Source organism: Paludibaculum fermentans (genome assembly GCF_051172195.1).
GTDB lineage: Bacteria > Acidobacteriota > Terriglobia > Bryobacterales > Bryobacteraceae > Paludibaculum > Paludibaculum fermentans_A.
The window spans coordinates 4,375,723-4,387,994 of record NZ_JBPJAQ010000001.1 but is presented as its reverse complement, the minus strand read 5'-3'; the positions used below and the strand labels follow the sequence as shown (position 1 = coordinate 4,387,994).

Sequence of the window (12,272 nt, the reverse complement as noted above, 5' to 3'; positions counted from 1 at the left end):
TGTTCGCTCTCCTCGCCTCAGTGGCTTTGATGCCTACGGTTGCAGGGCAATCGTCATGCTGGTCGACTGGCTGGGATCCTCGACGCTGGTTGCTGTGATGGTGATCGTCTGCGGCGTCGTGATGGTGGAGGGGGCGGTGTAGACCGCTCGGGTGACGGAGGTTGGGGTCAACGTGCCTAGCTGCGGGGTTATGGTCCATTGGACCGAGGGCTCCTGCACGCTTTGAACTTCCGCTACCAGTTTCTGAGTTTGCCCCGCGGAGAGTGTGGCGGCGGTTGGGGAGACGGTCACCAGGGCCGGCGGGTAGAGCTCGATGTAGGCTCGAGCCGATTTGGTCGAATTGCTCATGCTTGCGGCGGTGACATGGATCCTGCGCCGGTCGGAGATGATCGAGGGCGCCTGATACTGACCGGACGTGAGGGTGCCAATTGTGGGCGCCTTCCATTCGAATGGCGTATCTGGCTCATTGGGCACCTGGGCGGAAAAGAGTTGCTTCTGTCCCGGGTGCAGGACCGTGTAGCCCGGCTGAATGGAGACCGTGACAGGATTCGCGGGGATTACCACCATTATCTGGGTGGAGTGAGTCAAGCTGCCGCTCACGCCGGTGACAGTTAGCGGGTATATGCCTTCCGCCGCTCCGTTTGCGGGCATGATATCGAGATTGGCCGCTGCGCCGGCGCTCACGCTGGGCACCTTTAGGGTCGCGGACCACTGGGGAGGCACCCCGGTGACGGAGAGGGCGATGGTGGCGTCAAAGTCTCTCAACGCCGTGGTGAACACGGTGGAGGTGGCCTGCACACCAGGCTGTGCCGCGATACCGCGAGCCGAGATCGCGAAATCGGCTGGGGTTGCCTCAAAGTCAGCCGCGGAGTACGGGCCAGCGGCTGCTGCGGCGATCTGAAGTAGTTCGCCGTCGGCGCAAGTGACACGGAGCGATCCGACCTTGTACGGACCGGGCTTCCCGCTCAGGTGGATTTTCGCTCCGCTGAAGGTCGCGGCCAGGGTAGCGATGCCGCCGGGCCAAATGCTACTGCCGTGGCGAGCATCGAGGCGCGTGCCATCGGCGGACTGGAGGGTTGCGGACCAGTGGCACTTTCCGGCTGGGGCAATCACTGGCTGGGTGTAGTTCAGGCTCTCGAAGCCGGCGATTCCGTTCTCATCAACGGGGGTCAGCGTACCGGCATTGGCGAGACGAACGCGGTCGGGCGAAAAATCGGTGAGACGATAGGCGCGAGTGGTTCCACAGGCTGTTGAGGAGAGCAGTTCATTGTGGCCCCTGTCGGCCAGCCAGAGTTGCGTGATGGTTCGCTGGTAGGGCCCATTGGAGGCCAGTTCTCTCCGCAACTGAAGCGCGGAATGCCGGAGACGCACCGCCTGGTCACCCGGAGTGAGATTCGCGAGTGTTTCCGCCGACACTGATTTGCCCGAAGGGTCTCGCAGCTCCAAATGAACGCGGTACCGCGCCGCCTGACTGACATAGACCAGCATGGTTGTCTCCAACCTGTCGTAGGAGCCATTTCCGTCATCGTCTAGCGGCTGATCGGAGCAGGACAAGATGCTTCCCTCTTCGGCTTCCACCCGGAAGCTGGTCGATGCGCTGGCAGTATACTGCGATCCCGAAGGTGTCACCCCTGAGACGGTGAGGTAGGCGGAATAGCGTCCAGTTTTGACGGTTGAGAATACGCCGGTGAAGAGACCGTCGCCCGCCGCCGCGCCGCCCGTGCCGGAATTCCGCATGGGCACGATGACAGGATACCCGGTTGACTCGAACGACCATGCCCAATCGGCGGAGCCAGGCACATCCGTGCTGTCCGTGTCGACGGAGAGGGTGGCTGGAGTTGTGGACGTCGAGCCCGCCTGCACGGATGAAAACGAGAGCCGATCCTGCGAGAAGTGAACAGTGCCGGCTATGCCTTCCGCCTGTGCGGAAACGAGCTTCGCGGTGACGTCCCGGCTGACGAGGTCGCCCGTGAAGTAATGACGGTACACTCCCCCAGCGAGTGCCTCGCATCGCACGAATCGGACATTGGTCATGGAGAGGCCGGCACCGACCGGCGCTGTTCGCTCCACTGCCAGCGCCATAGTTGGGCTCTTCAGGATTCCTGTTCCTTCCGTCGCCATGCCCGTGAAGAGTACCGGCTCCTCCGGCAGGTACCATTCCCGGGTGGCGACCAGTGATGCGGCGAGGCCCGAGTTCCCTATGGCCTGGACGAGAACCGATGCGTTCGAACTTGCGGCGCTGGCGTCCACGCGGACGGTGTAGGTACCTGGGACCGCATCCGTCGGTAGGCTGATCAGGATATGTTCTCCCTGGACGGCCACCGGGAGAGAAAGGTCTCTATCCGGACGGGTGCGTGACGGGTGTTCCCAGCGAAACCCCAGCGAACTGGCATTGACCGGGGTCAACCCGGTGCCGTCAGGCAGAATCAGGCTCATCGCCAGGGCCGGATCCGTGTAGATCACAAGAATGGATCCGCCGTGAATTGCCCACGGCTGAAGATTCAGAGGAATGGTATGAACCGTCCCCGCCGGAATGGTCTTCCGGATTTGCGCGTTCCTGAGCGGGGCGGCCGGAAGGGCTTGCGCTTTGACCTGGAAGGAGGAGAGGAGCATCAGCATGAAGGCGTACGCGATGCATTTCGAGGAGGAGGGCATCATCACATCCTTGCGACGGCGCGGATAGACACGGTGTTCAGTAAGTTCACTGGTTATGGCTCAAGCGGTAATTTGCAGATCAGATAATGAATCGGCATGGACCGCGGGTCGACACGGAGAAAGAGATACCGACCTTCGTAGAAGAAGGTGTTATTCACAAACAAAGTCAGGTCTTGATTGCCTGCCTGATCGATTTCCAACTGAATCGATCTTCGGCCGGTTGGCACGTGATAGACGTCGACGTGAATTCGTCCGGCCAAGGGGTGGCCGGGGCCTTCGCCCCATAGCGTTCGATTTACGATCCTGCCATCACTACTTTGCAGAACAAGCCATTGCTTATCGGCACCGAGTATCGCGTCGCTAGAACTCCCGATCCAGTGCTTGCCGGTCCTCAGGAAGGACCTACCATCTACTACTACGCGTGGGTCGGGATCACCGGAGGAGTGGGCACGAGTGTTCCCATCCCACGCCATTGCTGGTTTCGACCCCGTCGCCCAGCGCCGCCGTTCCACTGGAGTAAATTCTGGTTTGCCTCCCGTCCATTCCAGCCGGAAGACATTCAGGCTGTAGTTGGCCGGTACGGATCCAAACTCCTCGTTCCAGCGGAGGAGGTAGCCAGGCTCGGGCGCGGTTGGGTCTTTACGCAATTCCCAGCGGCCGGTGACGGGCTCTTTGGGAATGCGTTCGGGGCTGTACTGCCAGGGCTCCGGGATGCGCACGACGGCGCAGATCTCAGCGCCTTCGCGGAACTTCAACTTGTAGAGTTTCGGCTCTTTGGCGGAGGCAACGCCGGCAAGCAGGAGAAGCAGTGTGAGCGCGTTGGTCCGGTGGATCATCGCTTTGGCTCGAACTGCTGGGACACGGCGAGCCGCTGAGAGCCGATGGGGGCGACCGGCCTTGCTGTTCGCGGCGCTGGGGCTGTGTATAAGCATTTGAAGAATGCGCTTCGAAAGTTCAGACATAGATTCAACGACTATGGCTCGGGTGGAAGTTTGCAGACGAGGTAGTGGACTTGCTGTGGCCGGGGGTCGACGCGGAGGAACAGGTACCGGCCTTCGTAGATGGAGGTATCGGCCAGAAACGTAATCAGGCCCTGCCCTCCGGTCTGGTCTATCTCGAGTTGAATCGTTCTACGGCCGGTCGGGACGTGATAGACATCGATGTGAACCCGACCGGCCAATGGACGGTCCGGACCCTCCCCGAAAAGCGTTCGACGGACAATCCCGCCATCACTGCTCTGGAGAACGAGCCATCGCTTATCGGGCGCCAGGATCGCATCGCCAGGCGTCCCTATCCAATGCTTTCCGGTCCGCTCAAAGGATCTGCCTTCGATGACTACCTTGGGGTCGTCGCCACTGAACGAGGGGGCTCGCGTGTTCCCCCACCATGTTGCCGACATTCTAGACGCCCCTGCCCAGCGTTGCCTTGCCACTGGGAGAAATGCGGGCTTGTCTCCTGTCCACTCCAACCGGAACACGCTTTGGCTGTAGTTGGCTGGTACGGAACCATCCTCCCCATTCCAGCGGAGAAGATAGCCCGGCTCGGGCGCGGTTGCATCCTTGCGCAGCTCCCATCGGCCGGGCGACAGCGGTCGGGGCCATTGCTCGGGGCTGTACTGCCAGTCCTCGGGGATTGGCACGACGGCGCAGTTCGCAGCGCCTTCGCGGAATTTGAGCTTGTAGAGTTTCGGTTCCCTGGCGGAGGCAACTCCGGCGAGCAGGAGAAGCAGGGCGCGTGCCACGATTCGATGGGTCATATTCTTGGTGCCCGTGGCCGCCTTGTGGTGAGCAGATGAGAGAAGGCAGAGTCGACGGCCCTGATACTGACGGCATTGTGGTTTCGAATGCAAGAGGCTCGCGCAACAAAGAGGACCCGGTTTCTCGCGTTTCGAGGAGGCGGGCCTGAAGCCCCGCGCAGCATGAATGCCGCCCCACACGGTCCAGGATGTGACGTTGTTTTTGCGTTGGCTCGGAGAAGCGCCGGACGGGTGGCGAGCCTTCCGGAGGACCGCTGTTGAATGGGAATGGGGACTTCCAGGTGGCTGGTCATGCTGATCGAGGACCGCGCGAGGGTGCCGCCGATGATACGCCGCCAGCGCGCTCTTGCGTGTTGTCCAACAGGTATCGAGCATCGACCGCCGGCCAAGCAACGATATCGCTGGTGAAGTACTGCCTATTACTCAGGAGTTTCGATCTTCACACTGATCACACTATACGCCTATTTATTCCCGCTTGGTAGCCAGAAATCGCCTGAATTGCACCTAGTACTGTTGGTTATTCCGCATTGATCATGGGCCTGCGGCGCAGCGCGCGGGTCATCCGTGAATTTGACTTTGATTTGTTGGCGATTGCTTTGTTCGCGGCTTGAACCGCTGGCTCCTGATTGAGTACTGTCGGGCTCGGCGCTTGGGGCACCTCCGATGAGCGGCTGCGGCGCTTTCTGGACCGTGGTTTTTGCGTAATTCCAGAGCTATTTAATCCGGATTGGGGCTTCTGGGTGGCGAAGTGCGCTTTGCGGGGGCGGCGCTGTTGGGCTTCGTGCGGATTTATGGCGCGTTGGGGATTGCTACATTGAAGACGCTCACACAATGGGTCGCGGTGCTGAAGTGAGTGGAGACTTTCGATGGGTATCCGCTCACTTACGTTTGCGGCTCCGTTTGCGGCTTCCTCACATTTGGCAGCCCGCAGGGCCATGCGGGACTTCGTTGAAGACACGCCTGTGCCGGGTGCCCTCTTACTGCCGGGACTGCGAAAAAATCAAGAACGCGCAATCAAGCCCCCCGCGGGGGGGGGTACGCAAACGATTGGGCGACCAGCTGCGATCGCTCCTAGGGCCTCTGGCGAGGCCATTCTCGCGAGCATTTTTGCCCGTTTTCGCGAAGTGGGATTTTTTCACAAACCCTGCCGTGCGCGGTTCGTAGCGTGGCGGGGACCCCTCCCTGACGGTCGGGGTTCGCAGCGGCTCCCTTCGCTTTGGCGGCCCGCTGGGCCATGGGGGACTCGGCTGAAGACGCTTGGGTAGTTGAGATGTGGAGAAAGATGGCCGGCTCGAGAGCCGGCCCGCAAGCCTGGTGGCTTGCCCCACCTTTCTCGCGCAGTGAGGCGGGCTGCATGAAGATGCTCCTCGTCTTGACACTGAGCACAGCGGAGGGGGGCTCGATACGCGAGTTGGGGGTCTGAAATGCGCTACCTTGAGAGGGAATCGCGTTGAAACTCCTTACTCTATCCCTCATCCTGGCTGCTACCGCGGCCGCTGCCGAACCTAGCGTTGCTTACCGGTCCGTTGATCCTTTCATTGGAACGGGCGAGGACGGCCATACTTTTCCCGGGGCTACCGTGCCGTTTGGCATGGTCCAACTGAGTCCCGATACCCAGATCCGCCACTTCAAACAGAGCTACAAGTGGGCGGCCGGATACCGGCACGAAGACACTACGCTGCTGGGGTTCTCGCATACCCATTTCTCCGGGGCGGGCCACTCCGACCTGGGCGATTTCCTGGTGGTGCCGATTTCGGGCCGAGTCCAACTCGAGCCGCAGACGGCCGATAAGCCGGGGTTGGGGTATGGGTCGCGGTTCAGCCACTCGTCGGAGATCGCGCAGCCCGGGTACTACGCTGTCACCCTCGAGGACTCGCGGATCCGCGCGGAGCTCACCGCCTCGACGCGCGTGGGCGTGCACCGGTATACATTTCCGGCTGGGGCTCCGGCACGGATCCTGATGGACCTGCGGTCGTCCATCTATAACTACACGGGCAAGGTGCTGTGGTCGCGGATCCGGACTCGCGCCGACGGCACGGTGACGGGCATGCGCGAGACGCGCGGGTGGGCTCCGGGACGGCAGTTGTATTTTGCGATGCGGTTCTCCAAAGCCCCCGTTCAGCATGAGCTGATGAACCGGGAGCCGGCGGTGGAGTATCGCGGGTTCAAGACGCCGGGTACGGGGCCGGAGGATACGGCGGCGATGGAAGGGCGCGGGCTGGTGGGCGTGTTCGATTTCGGCGAGTTGAGCGGTCCGCTGGTGGTGAAGGTCGCACTGTCGACGGTGAGCGAGGACGGGGCGATCGCGAACCTGAATGCGGAAGTGCCGGGGTTTGATTTTGACGCGGTGCGGTCAGCGGCGGAGGCGACGTGGTCGGCGGCGTTGGGCGCGGTGGAGGTGAAGGCTCCGGCGGACACGCTGAAGAACTTCTACACGGCGCTGTATCACACGCTGATGGCGCCCAGCGTCGCGATGGATGTGGATGGCAGCTATCGCGGTCCGGACAACCAGATGCACAAGGCGAGCGGGTTCACGTTCGTTTCGACGTTCTCGTTGTGGGATACATACCGGGCGGAGCAGCCGCTGATGACGCTGATCCAGCCGGACAAGCGGACCAATGACGTGGTGCGGTCGCTGGTGGCGTCGCAGCAGCGGAGCCCGTATGGGATCCTGCCGATCTGGCAGTTCCAGGGGATTGAGACGTGGTGCATGATCGGGTATCACGCGCTGCCTGTGATCGCCGATGCCTATATGAAGGGGATCCGGGGCTATGATGCCGATGCGGCGTTGCAGGCGATGGTGGCGAGCGCTACGTATGGGCCGTTCGGGCATCTGGCGGATTATATGAAGCTCGGGTATGTGCCGACGGATCGGGATGCGGAAGGCGCGTCGCAGACGATGGAGTATGCGTTTGACGACTGGACGCTGGCCCGCATGGCAAAAGCGATGGGGCGGGCGGATGTGGCCGCGCAGTTCGAGAAGAGGGCCAACAACTGGCGGAATATCTTCGACAACAGGCTGGGGTTTGTCCGGCCCAGGAAGGCCGATGGGACGTTCGCGGAGCCGTTCGATCCGGCGCTGGCGGGCAAGGATAGCGGGTTTACGGAAGGCAACGCCTGGCAGTATTCGTGGTATCAGCCGCAGGATGAGGCGGGCCTGATCCGGCTGCTGGGCGGCGATGACAAGCTGGTGGCCAAGCTGGATGCGATGTTCGATGCGAAGGTGGATCCGAAGCAGTACGCGCATGTCGAAGACATTTCGGGGATGATCGGGCAGTACATTCACGGGAATGAGCCGAGCCACCACCTGGCGTACCTGTATAACTATGCCGGACAGCCCTGGCGCACGCAGGAGCGGTTGAAACAGATTGTGGAGAGCCAGTATAAGCCGTCTCCGGAGGGTCTGGTGGGGAATGACGACCTGGGGCAGATGTCGGCCTGGCTGGTGTTTACTTCGCTGGGGTTTTATCCGGTGGCTCCCGGATCGAATGAGTATATTCTCGGTCGGCCTTTTGTAGAGCAGGCGACGTTGCGGCTGCCGAATGGGAAGCAGTTCCGGGTGACGGCGGAGGGGCTGAATGAGGGCAACCGGTATGCCGGGCAGGTGCTGTTGAATGGGAAGCCACTGGCCCGGGCGTTTGTGCGGCATGAGGAGATTCTGGCTGGGGGTGAGTTGAAGTTTGTGATGAGTGCGCAGCCGAATAAGAGCTGGGGGACGGGGGAGCGACCGTTCTCGATGTCTAGCGGTGGGCGGTGAGGGACGGGCGGAGGGGTTTCGGATTGCGGATCTCGGGAAGAAGGACGGCAGGACTGCCGGCCCGTACGCCTGGCGGCTTACCCCACAGAAGATGGCCTCTGGAGCCGGCTGCGGTTTGCTGGACTTTCGGTTGTGTTGGAGCTTAGGGTCGGATGTTAGCGCGGACGCGGCCCGCGGCTGAGTTGATTGGAGCAGTGCGGTTAGCTATCCGCTCACTTACGTGTCGCGGCTCCGTTTGACTGTTGCGGCTCCGTTTTCGCGTCGCGGCGCTTGACCAGGGCTTCGTTGAGGCGCTTGTTGAAGTCGCCTGCATCGTCGTGCTCGTAGCCGCTATAGCTTGACTGCACGGACACCTCGCAGCCGTTGCCCTGGGGCGCCAGGGAGACGGTGTTGGGGCGCTGGCGGAGCGCTCCCGTGATGGAGACGTGGGTGGAGTGCTTGACGTTGTAAGTCGCCATCATCCGGGTTTCGTCGGCGACCTTGATTGTGTAGTTTTCCGTGTTGCCGATGGTGTCCTTGACCGCTGCCCAAACCTCGCCGCAGGCACTGGTGAAGGTGGCTTTGTGCGTCTTGCCGTAGGCGGGCAAGGCGAAGGCGATGAGAAGAAGAGTTCCCATGGCGGACTTCAGCATGGCGTACCGTCCTAACCAGACCGTGTTCTCCCGATTGGGGCATGATCCTGGCGGAGTATACGTCGCCGCGGCTGCGGGAGCAATGGGTCCGATTAGCCGGCAGCTTCGATGAAGTGGTCCGGCAGGGAACGGGCATGTGGCCGGTGGTCCAGGACATGGAGGTTGCGCGTGGTGCGGTGGGGTTCGATGCCGAGCTTGCGCATGCGGTAGATGAGCGTGGTCCGCGGGACGCCCAGACGGGCAGCGGCGCCATCGCGGCCCCCGATGGTACCCTGCGTCTCCCTCAGGACTTCGTTGATGTGGTCGCGCTCGGCCTCGGCGAGGGTGCGGGTGAGGGGCGACGGGGCCTGGCTGGCACGTTGAGTCAATTGCAGCATGGCCGGACGCAGGGCCGATTCATAGGACAGGACAACGGCACGCTCGACGAAGTTCTGGAGTTCGCGGATATTCCCCGGCCAATCGTGCGCTTTCAACAAACTCATGACCGTCTCGGGCACAGCCTCGGCCGGTTTGTCGAAGCGGGCTGAGAATTTCCGGACGAAGTGCTCGACCAGCAGGGGGATGTCTTCTTTGCGGTCGCGGAGGGGCGGGAGTTCGATGGGGATCACATTGAGCCGGTAGTAGAGGTCGGCCCGAAAGCGTTTTTCGTCGACGAGTTGCGCGAGATTCTGATTCGTAGCCGCCACTACACGCACATTCACCTGAATGGTCCTGCCGCCGCCGAGGCGCTCGAACTCCTGTTCCTGCAGGGCTCGCAGGAGCTTGGGCTGGAGTTCGAGCGGCATATCGCCGATTTCGTCGAGAAAGAGAGTGCCCTGGTCGGCGTGTTGGAAGCGGCCGCGGGTTTGGGTCACGGCGCCGGTGAATGCGCCGCGTTCGTGGCCGAAGAGTTCGCTCTCCAGCAGAGGCCCGGGGATGGCGGCGCAATTCAACGAAACGAAGGGTCCATTGTGCCGGGGGCTATTGTTGTGGATGGCACGAGCTACGACTTCTTTGCCCGAGCCGGTTTCGCCCTGAATCAAGGTCACGGAGCCGGCTTTCGCAATGATGCGAACCTGATGCATGACGTACTGCCAGGCGGCGCTGATGCCCACGATATCTTCCTGCAACGGAACGACCGGATCTGGGTTGTTGTACATAGGTCCACCTCTCTCTACCGGGAAGCGCTTACCGCGAAGCGGCCTTCTTGCGCCCCAGGTTGAATTGTGAGGGAGAAATGAGTTTGCTACTACCCCGCATCGGGTCATACCAGGCCACTCGATTAGCCAGGGCTCCGATACCTCGTTTGTGGTAGCGAGTACGGAGCCTTCGCCGATTCTTTGCAGCCAGAACCCGGCGGGAACTGCTGGCCTCGGGGTTGGGATTTCGCCGTCACGAACTGTTGCCGGGCCCACACCGGGGGTGGTTGGGCACGAGGGCGGCAACGGAGGACTGTAACAGAGGATGCGCCGGCCAGGCGTTAAAGAGGGATGATGCCGCGCCTGATGGCAATCGTGACGGCGTGAGTGCGGTCAGAGGCTCCGAGTTTGGAGAGGATGCTCCGGACGTGACTTTTGGCGGTTTCCTCGGAGATGCGGAGTTCCGCAGCGACTACCTTGTTGGCCTGACCGGCGGCAACGAGGCGCAGGACTTCGACTTCCCTCTCGGTGAGAGCTGCTTCGGTGGAGTGCGCGGCCAAGTCGGCCGCCACCTGCGGAGTGAGGCGCTTGTGTCCGGCGTGCACGGCGCGGATGGTGTCGATCAAATCCTTGCGAAGGATGCCTTTGAGCAGGTAGGCGCGTGCGCCTGCCCGCAGAGCGCGCAGCGCGTGGACATCGCCGGCGTAGGTGGTGAGCACGATGATGTGGGCGTCGGGGAATTCACCGCGAATTGCGCTGATGGCGTCGATGCCCGTCATTTCCGGCATCTGCAGGTCCATCAGGGTGACATCGGGGCGGTGTTCACGGAACAACTCCACGGCTTCGCGCCCATTGGCAGCCTCGGCCGCCACGACCATGTCCGGCTGTTGCGCGATGAGGGCGGAGATTCCTTCTCGGAGAACTGGATGGTCGTCTACCGCGAGCACTCGAATCATGAGGTGGAATGGTCCTTGCCGCGGAACGGCCAGAAGGTCACCACGGGCTGGGGTTTGAGATAAGCGAATGCGGCGGGGACGGTGATTTCGATTTCCGTACCGGCTCCGGCACGGCTGAAGATCTTCAAATTGCCACCTAACTGTTGGGCCCGTTCCCGCATGCCTCTGAGGCCGAAGTGACCGGAGCGGCCGGCGTCCAGTATGTGTAGATCGATGCCGGTTCCGTCGTCGCGAATTCGCACGCAAAGGGTGCGGCCGCCATAGGTGATGTCGATCTCGATGTGTTCCGCCTGAGCATGGCGAAAGGCGTTGCGCAGGGCTTCGCCGGCGATGCGAAAGAGTTCATCGCGCAGGACGGGGTGGAGGTCGCGGGGGGCGCCTTCTTCGTTGAGGCGGAAAGCCGGCCCTGCGTCGCCCAGGAGGTCAGCGGCATGGGCTCGCAAGGCGAGGATGAGATCGCGGCAGGACAGACCGCAGCGGAGGTTCTGGACGGCGCTGCGGCCCTCGATGATGGCCAGATCAGCGCGTTCGAGGCCGGCTTCGAGTTGCTCCCTGGCTTCTCCCGGCGGGAGCATATCTTCCACCACCTGGAGCCGGAGCATGAGCCCCTGAAAACTCTGCAGGAGGGTGTCATGCAGTTCGCGGGCGATGCGCTCACGCTCGGCCATCTGGCCTTCCAGGCGGCCGTGGAGTTGGGCTGTGGCCTGACGGAGCTGAAGACGGTAGATGAACCACAGCAGGGCCAGTGCGGCGGAGCCACAGAGGGTCTGGAACCAGAGTGTCTGATAGGCAGTGGGCTCTATATGGAAGTTGACGATGCTGCCGGCTTCATTCCAGGCTCCGTCGTTGTTGGCGATGGTGGACGGGCCGGATGTACCGGGGATGGGCACGGGCACAACTGGACCTTTCGTGAAGCGATACAGGCCGCGGGCGGTGCCGACCCAGATGGCCCCCTGGCGATCCTGGACCAGGGACCGGCCGGTGCCGGCCGGCAGGTTATCGCTGGTGGAGTAGTTGAGATTGATTCCGTTGCGGATCAGGCTGACGCCGGCGTCGCGATGACCCACCCAAAGGTCTCCGTTGGCAGCGACGAGGAGGGCAGAGGCGCCCTGGGGTGGAAGAGGTGGACCGGAGTCAGGCTGATAGTGTTCGAATTTGACTCCATCGAAGCGGTAGAGCCCCTGATTGCTGGCGAGCCACAGGTATCCATCCCGCGATTGACGGATGGAGAAGATCCTAGCGGGCGCGCCGTCCCTTTCGGTCCAGGACTTGTGGACGAACTGGCGGAGGGTGCGGTGGGCGGCGGAGGCTGATAGCGCGAGGCAGAGGAGCAGCAACAAGGGACAGTGGCTCCAGGGCGGCAGCAGCCTCCCGCGGCGGGGCTGGACTAGAGGTGAA

The 12,272-nt window shown here is 62.2% G+C and carries 8 protein-coding genes; 1 reads left to right on the top strand and 7 read right to left on the bottom strand.

Going from position 1 to position 12,272, the window contains the following annotated elements; translation table 11 throughout:
• Nucleotides 1-33: 33 nt before the first annotated feature.
• From ACR9Y2_RS17685 to ACR9Y2_RS17675, 3 genes are all read right to left on the bottom strand, one after another.
• Nucleotides 34-2,658: a COG1470 family protein gene (locus tag ACR9Y2_RS17685; protein WP_435042833.1), complete on the bottom strand. Its 2,625-nt coding sequence runs from the start codon at nucleotides 2,656-2,658 to the stop codon at nucleotides 34-36.
• 50 nt (nucleotides 2,659-2,708) lie between these two features.
• The gene (locus ACR9Y2_RS17680) at nucleotides 2,709-3,491 is read right to left on the bottom strand and encodes a hypothetical protein (RefSeq protein ID WP_435042832.1); all 783 of its coding nucleotides are present in this window, start codon (nucleotides 3,489-3,491) and stop codon (nucleotides 2,709-2,711) included.
• Nucleotides 3,492-3,628: 137 nt separating this feature from the next.
• Nucleotides 3,629-4,411: a hypothetical protein gene (locus ACR9Y2_RS17675; protein ID WP_435042830.1), complete on the bottom strand. Its 783-nt coding sequence runs from the start codon at nucleotides 4,409-4,411 to the stop codon at nucleotides 3,629-3,631.
• A 1,450-nt stretch (nucleotides 4,412-5,861) separates the two neighbouring features.
• Between ACR9Y2_RS17675 and ACR9Y2_RS17670 the strand changes: the two genes are divergently transcribed.
• Nucleotides 5,862-8,168: a GH92 family glycosyl hydrolase gene (locus ACR9Y2_RS17670; RefSeq protein ID WP_435042829.1), complete on the top strand. Its 2,307-nt coding sequence runs from the start codon at nucleotides 5,862-5,864 to the stop codon at nucleotides 8,166-8,168.
• 212 nt (nucleotides 8,169-8,380) lie between these two features.
• On the opposite strand, the gene ACR9Y2_RS17665 is transcribed toward ACR9Y2_RS17670, so the two are convergent.
• The 4 genes from ACR9Y2_RS17665 to ACR9Y2_RS17650 all read right to left on the bottom strand — a co-directional run bounded on the left by ACR9Y2_RS17665 (nucleotide 8,381) and on the right by ACR9Y2_RS17650 (nucleotide 12,214).
• The gene (locus tag ACR9Y2_RS17665; protein WP_435042828.1) at nucleotides 8,381-8,785 is read right to left on the bottom strand and encodes a hypothetical protein; all 405 of its coding nucleotides are present in this window, start codon (nucleotides 8,783-8,785) and stop codon (nucleotides 8,381-8,383) included.
• 107 nt (nucleotides 8,786-8,892) lie between these two features.
• Nucleotides 8,893-9,939, bottom strand: a complete 1,047-nt coding sequence (locus ACR9Y2_RS17660) for a sigma-54 interaction domain-containing protein (protein WP_435042826.1) — start codon at nucleotides 9,937-9,939, stop codon at nucleotides 8,893-8,895.
• A gap of 320 nt (nucleotides 9,940-10,259) precedes the next feature.
• Complete coding sequence (locus tag ACR9Y2_RS17655; RefSeq protein WP_435042825.1) at nucleotides 10,260-10,874, bottom strand: response regulator; 615 nt, start codon at nucleotides 10,872-10,874, stop codon at nucleotides 10,260-10,262.
• Entirely contained in the window at nucleotides 10,871-12,214 is a 1,344-nt protein-coding gene (locus tag ACR9Y2_RS17650; RefSeq protein ID WP_435042824.1) for a sensor histidine kinase, read from the bottom strand. The genes ACR9Y2_RS17655 and ACR9Y2_RS17650 overlap by 4 nt, the downstream gene beginning before the upstream one ends.
• Between the last annotated feature and the right edge of the window lie 58 nt (nucleotides 12,215-12,272).

Excerpts from the sequence above, each read along its gene's own strand:
- ACR9Y2_RS17655 (WP_435042825.1), bottom strand. The coding sequence starts at position 10,874 with ATGATTCGAGTGCTCGCGGTAGACGACCATCCAGTTCTCCGAGAAGGA.
- ACR9Y2_RS17685 (WP_435042833.1), bottom strand. The coding sequence starts at position 2,658 with ATGATGCCCTCCTCCTCGAAATGCATCGCGTACGCCTTCATGCTGATG.
- ACR9Y2_RS17665 (WP_435042828.1), bottom strand. The coding sequence starts at position 8,785 with ATGGGAACTCTTCTTCTCATCGCCTTCGCCTTGCCCGCCTACGGCAAG.
- ACR9Y2_RS17660 (WP_435042826.1), bottom strand. The coding sequence starts at position 9,939 with ATGTACAACAACCCAGATCCGGTCGTTCCGTTGCAGGAAGATATCGTG.
- ACR9Y2_RS17680 (WP_435042832.1), bottom strand. The coding sequence starts at position 3,491 with ATGATCCACCGGACCAACGCGCTCACACTGCTTCTCCTGCTTGCCGGC.
- ACR9Y2_RS17675 (WP_435042830.1), bottom strand. The coding sequence starts at position 4,411 with ATGACCCATCGAATCGTGGCACGCGCCCTGCTTCTCCTGCTCGCCGGA.